The organism is Aquabacterium sp. A08, assembly GCF_011742065.1.
In genome coordinates, this window is record NZ_JAAQQT010000042.1 from 1 (window position 1) to 215 (window position 215).

The 215-nt window shown below is 73.0% G+C and carries 1 protein-coding gene; it reads right to left on the reverse strand.

Annotated features, from left to right (window positions below; genetic code table 11):
* Positions 1–215, reverse strand: a 215-nt coding sequence (locus tag HA630_RS00240; protein ID WP_166831980.1) for a response regulator, incomplete at both ends; no start/stop codon positions are given.

Below are 215 nucleotides of genomic sequence, written 5' to 3' on the forward strand. Positions count from 1 at the left end.
CCCGCGTCCAGGCAGCGCTGGCGGTCCTGGGCCATGGCATTGGCCGTCATGGCGATGACGGGCAGCGCCTGCCAGCGCGGCTCGGCGCGCAGGGCACGGGTGGCCTGCAGGCCGTCCATCACCGGCATCTGCATGTCCATGAAGACGGCATCGAAGGGCTCGCTGGCCTGGGCCAGGGCGTCCAGGGCGAGCTGGCCGTCGTCGGCGGTGGTCAC